This is a genomic window from Rhizobium sp. M1 (assembly GCF_002531805.1).
GTDB lineage: Bacteria > Pseudomonadota > Alphaproteobacteria > Rhizobiales > Rhizobiaceae > Rhizobium > Rhizobium etli_C.
Window position 1 is genome coordinate 1 of sequence record NZ_NWSW01000089.1, and the last position, 3,318, is coordinate 3,318.

Sequence of the window (3,318 nt, forward strand, 5' to 3'; positions counted from 1 at the left end):
AGAAGGTCCGCAAGCTGCAGTCCCGCGCCGCCGCTGCCAAAATCTCAGCATTTGCAATGGCCAGAACGAGAGTTCGATGGTGAGCTCACTGGCATGATCATGGCTCTCAACCACGCGGCGGTTGCCGCCTGAAGAACTGCCAGACTCTCGTTGCCGCAGACGACATTGCTGCGCAATCTCGCGAACAAATTAGGAGAACGGTGTTGCGTTTCACAATCTTTTGCGGCCTCCTGCTGCTCGTCGTCTGGGCGAAGGCACTAACGAGTTACTTCGTCTGGCATTCCATCCACGAAGTCATCGTTGCAATGGTGGCTAGTTTGTTGCTTCTTCAGTGGGCGTATATCGCAAGCCTGCTCTTTTCCATCTGGCAATCCAGCCGTAATTGCAGGAGTCGCCAAAGGGCTAGACGATCCGATCATCGCTAGACTAGAACGTGGTGTCAGCCACAGCCTATCATGAGGGCGAAAACCTCGGCGTTCTTTGGAACGCCTCTCATCAAATCAGATCCAACCATGAGTCAACGGAATTCGAACCTGCCGGATTACGTGGATGCGTCGAGAGCCCTATCGCCGCGCAAGCTCTGCAACCTCGGCCGTGCCATGATGACGTGTAACAGGTGGCCTGCTCATGCCCTATCTGTGGTGGCTCCGACTTCATTCGCGGCGGCGAGACCGTCAGCGAAGTGCTGGACTATGTTCATGCGTCCTTCCGTGTCGTGCATCATGTCCAGCCCCGCTTTACCTGCAAAGCAAAATTGGCCCTTGTTTAGATAGTCGAGGCCGCACTGCCAGAACACAGCGAGGCGATTTTGTCTTGTGGCCAGGTATGTGAAAGACGCTCATGCGAGCCCACTGGACAGGAGAGGTCAGCATTTGAATTTAAAAAGGTACCTTGATCCAAAAGTGGATGTGCTCGCTTCAGTAGCTGAATTGGATGGTCTGTACCGCGTCCAGAGGACCATAAAGAAACGTAAGTTATAAGGCTGAGCCTATGAATTTCATGAGAACGGAGCAGGGGCTTCTCTGCGTTTCAATTGCCGTTACCATCCTCCTTGCCTGCATCGGCATTTTGTTCGGGATCATTTCAGGTTCGTTCGCAATCATATTCGATGGTGTCTACGCATTGACGGACGCTGCTATGACTGTCGTAGCTCTGCTTGTTACAAAGCTCATCGCGTCATCCGAAGCGCCCTCCAGCAAAGGAAAACTTATCGAGCATTTCACGATGGGGTTCTGGCATCTTGAGCCCATAGTCTTGGCTCTCAACGGCATTCTCATAACCGGGTCGGCTGTTTACGCACTTGTCAACGCAATCGGCAGCATTTTGCATGGGGGACGTCCGCTCAACTTTAGTCAAGCGATCGTCTACGCCGTCGTAACACTCGGTGTGACAGCCACCATGGGGGTTATTGGTGATCGAGCTAATCGTAAGATCAAATCTGATTTCGTTGCCCTGGATACGAAAGCTTGGCTGATGTCCGCCGGGCTAACGATCGGGTTACTCGTCGCGTTTGCCATCGGATATTTAATTCAGGGGTCTTCTTACGAATGGATCTCGCCGTTTATTGACCCGGTCGCGCTGGCATTAATCTGCATTGTGATCATTCCCATTCCGGCGGGCACGGTTCGGCGAGCGCTCGCCGACATACTGCTTGTTACGCCATTAGATCTCAAACAACAAGTTGACGCGGTCGCCAAAACAATCATCGAACGACATGGATTCATATCCCACCGGGCTTATGTGGCCCGGGTCGGCCGAGGCCGGCAAATCGAGCTACATTTCGTTGTCTCAGAGGACCTCCCGGCGAGGAAATTGCAGGAATGGGATAAGATCCGTGACGAAATCGGGCTCGCGATTGGTAACGAGGGTCCGAGTCGTCGGCTCACCATCGCCTTTACAACCGATCCTGAGTGGGCGGATTAGGATTTTGAACCGAATTTGGAGCCCTGTATCGCAGGCATTCCATAACGGGCGTGATCCTCGAACCGGATGCATAGCTCGGCGTTTTTTCCAGCCACCATGCGTCAATTTCACGGTTCGTACCAATCTTCGATCAATGCGGCCAGTTTCGATGCCGTAGTTTTCCGTTATGCCTCCAGGCGCGATACTCGATTCAGCGAATAGGGTTGGCTGAACCCAGATCGCGCCTTTGCGTTCAAGCTCCACAGGCGGTTTCGCCGTCTTGATCTTGTTGAGATCCTGCCGGAGGCCGATTGTCTCGCGTTCTTTGAAACGAGCGACGCCTATGTCCTTGTACTGGCTCAGGAGGGCGCGGCCCAGCTACCCAGGTTCCGATAGATGTCATCGCGCAGCTGTCGGACCTGTCGATTGAGCTCACCAAGTTGCGCAGGCGTATGGTCGGAAATTTCCACAAGAGCGTCGCCCAGGCAGCCAGCTCGCGACCTCAGCTCCGGCCCGCGTAACCCGCCGGGTGATGCTGCGGGCGGCAAGGGTCATCAGCGACTATGGTTCCGCGAACGCGACGAGGCGCCCGCGGATAGCCGTCGGCAACATGAAGTCGCCTCGTAGGTCAGACCTTGTGCAGAAAATCGACCACGCCGGTATCGAGATCATAATAGGCGGGCACGATCTTCACCTTGCCTTCCTCGACCAGGCGAGAAACAATCGCACTTTCGGTGAGGATGCGCTCGGCGCCGTTGAAGGCATTGGCATGGACGGTCTTGTCGACAAAATTGTCGCCGCGATCGGTCTCCGCCAAAGCCACGGGCAGGATCGGCTGGGTCATCTTGCCGATTGAGCCATCGAGCTTGGTGCCCTTGGACACGACCTCGCAGGCGGCGGAGACCGCCCCGCAACGCTTGTGGCCCATGACGACGATCAGCGGCGCATGCAGATGTTCGGTGCCATATTCGATCGTGCCGAGCACATCGGTGTCGACCACGTTTCCGGCATTGCGGGCGACGAAGAGTTCGCCGAGCGTCACGCCGCCGAATACAAGTTCCGGCACGACACGGCTGTCGGAACAGGTCAGCACGATCGCCCAAGGTGCCTGGCTCTTGGCGACGTCCTGCCGGCGCTTGGAAATATTGGCGGCGCAGGCTTCCGTGTCGGCGACGAATTTCTTGTTGCCTTCCTGGAGTTTTGCCAGTGCTTCATCCGGCAGGAGGGCGGGAGCGTTCGAGGCGAATGCCGGCATGGTCATGTCAAAGCCTGCAGTCATGACGGCCACGCCTCCGATGCCGGCAAATTTCAGCAGGGAGCGACGGCTGAGTGGGGAGGAATTGCATTCAAAGCACATGGTATCGGTCCTTTTGCAATATCTGTGGCGGTGAAGTTGGAATGTCCGGATCTCTGCAA

General features: G+C 55.8%; 3 protein-coding genes. 2 read left to right on the forward strand and 1 reads right to left on the reverse strand.

What is annotated here, in order from left to right:
* Positions 1-616: 616 nt before the first annotated feature.
* Both CO655_RS34840 and CO655_RS32885 read left to right on the forward strand, forming a co-directional pair.
* The gene (locus tag CO655_RS34840; protein ID WP_196411598.1) at positions 617-769 is read left to right on the forward strand and encodes an IS66 family transposase zinc-finger binding domain-containing protein; all 153 of its coding nucleotides are present in this window, start codon (positions 617-619) and stop codon (positions 767-769) included.
* A 221-nt stretch (positions 770-990) separates the two neighbouring features.
* On the forward strand, positions 991-1,923 hold the full coding sequence (locus tag CO655_RS32885; RefSeq protein WP_008536567.1) for a cation transporter: 933 nt from the start codon (positions 991-993) through the stop codon (positions 1,921-1,923).
* 607 nt (positions 1,924-2,530) lie between these two features.
* Here CO655_RS32885 and CO655_RS32890 read toward each other — a convergent pair.
* On the reverse strand, positions 2,531-3,259 hold the full coding sequence (locus tag CO655_RS32890) for a carbonic anhydrase (protein ID WP_051679592.1): 729 nt from the start codon (positions 3,257-3,259) through the stop codon (positions 2,531-2,533).
* Positions 3,260-3,318: the final 59 nt, after the last annotated feature.

What these genes read in the sequence shown, in the direction of transcription:
- CO655_RS32885 (WP_008536567.1), top strand. Translation starts at nt 991, where the DNA reads ATGAATTTCATGAGAACGGAGCAGGGGCTTCTCTGCGTTTCAATTGCC.
- CO655_RS32890 (WP_051679592.1), bottom strand. Translation starts at nt 3,259, where the DNA reads ATGTGCTTTGAATGCAATTCCTCCCCACTCAGCCGTCGCTCCCTGCTG.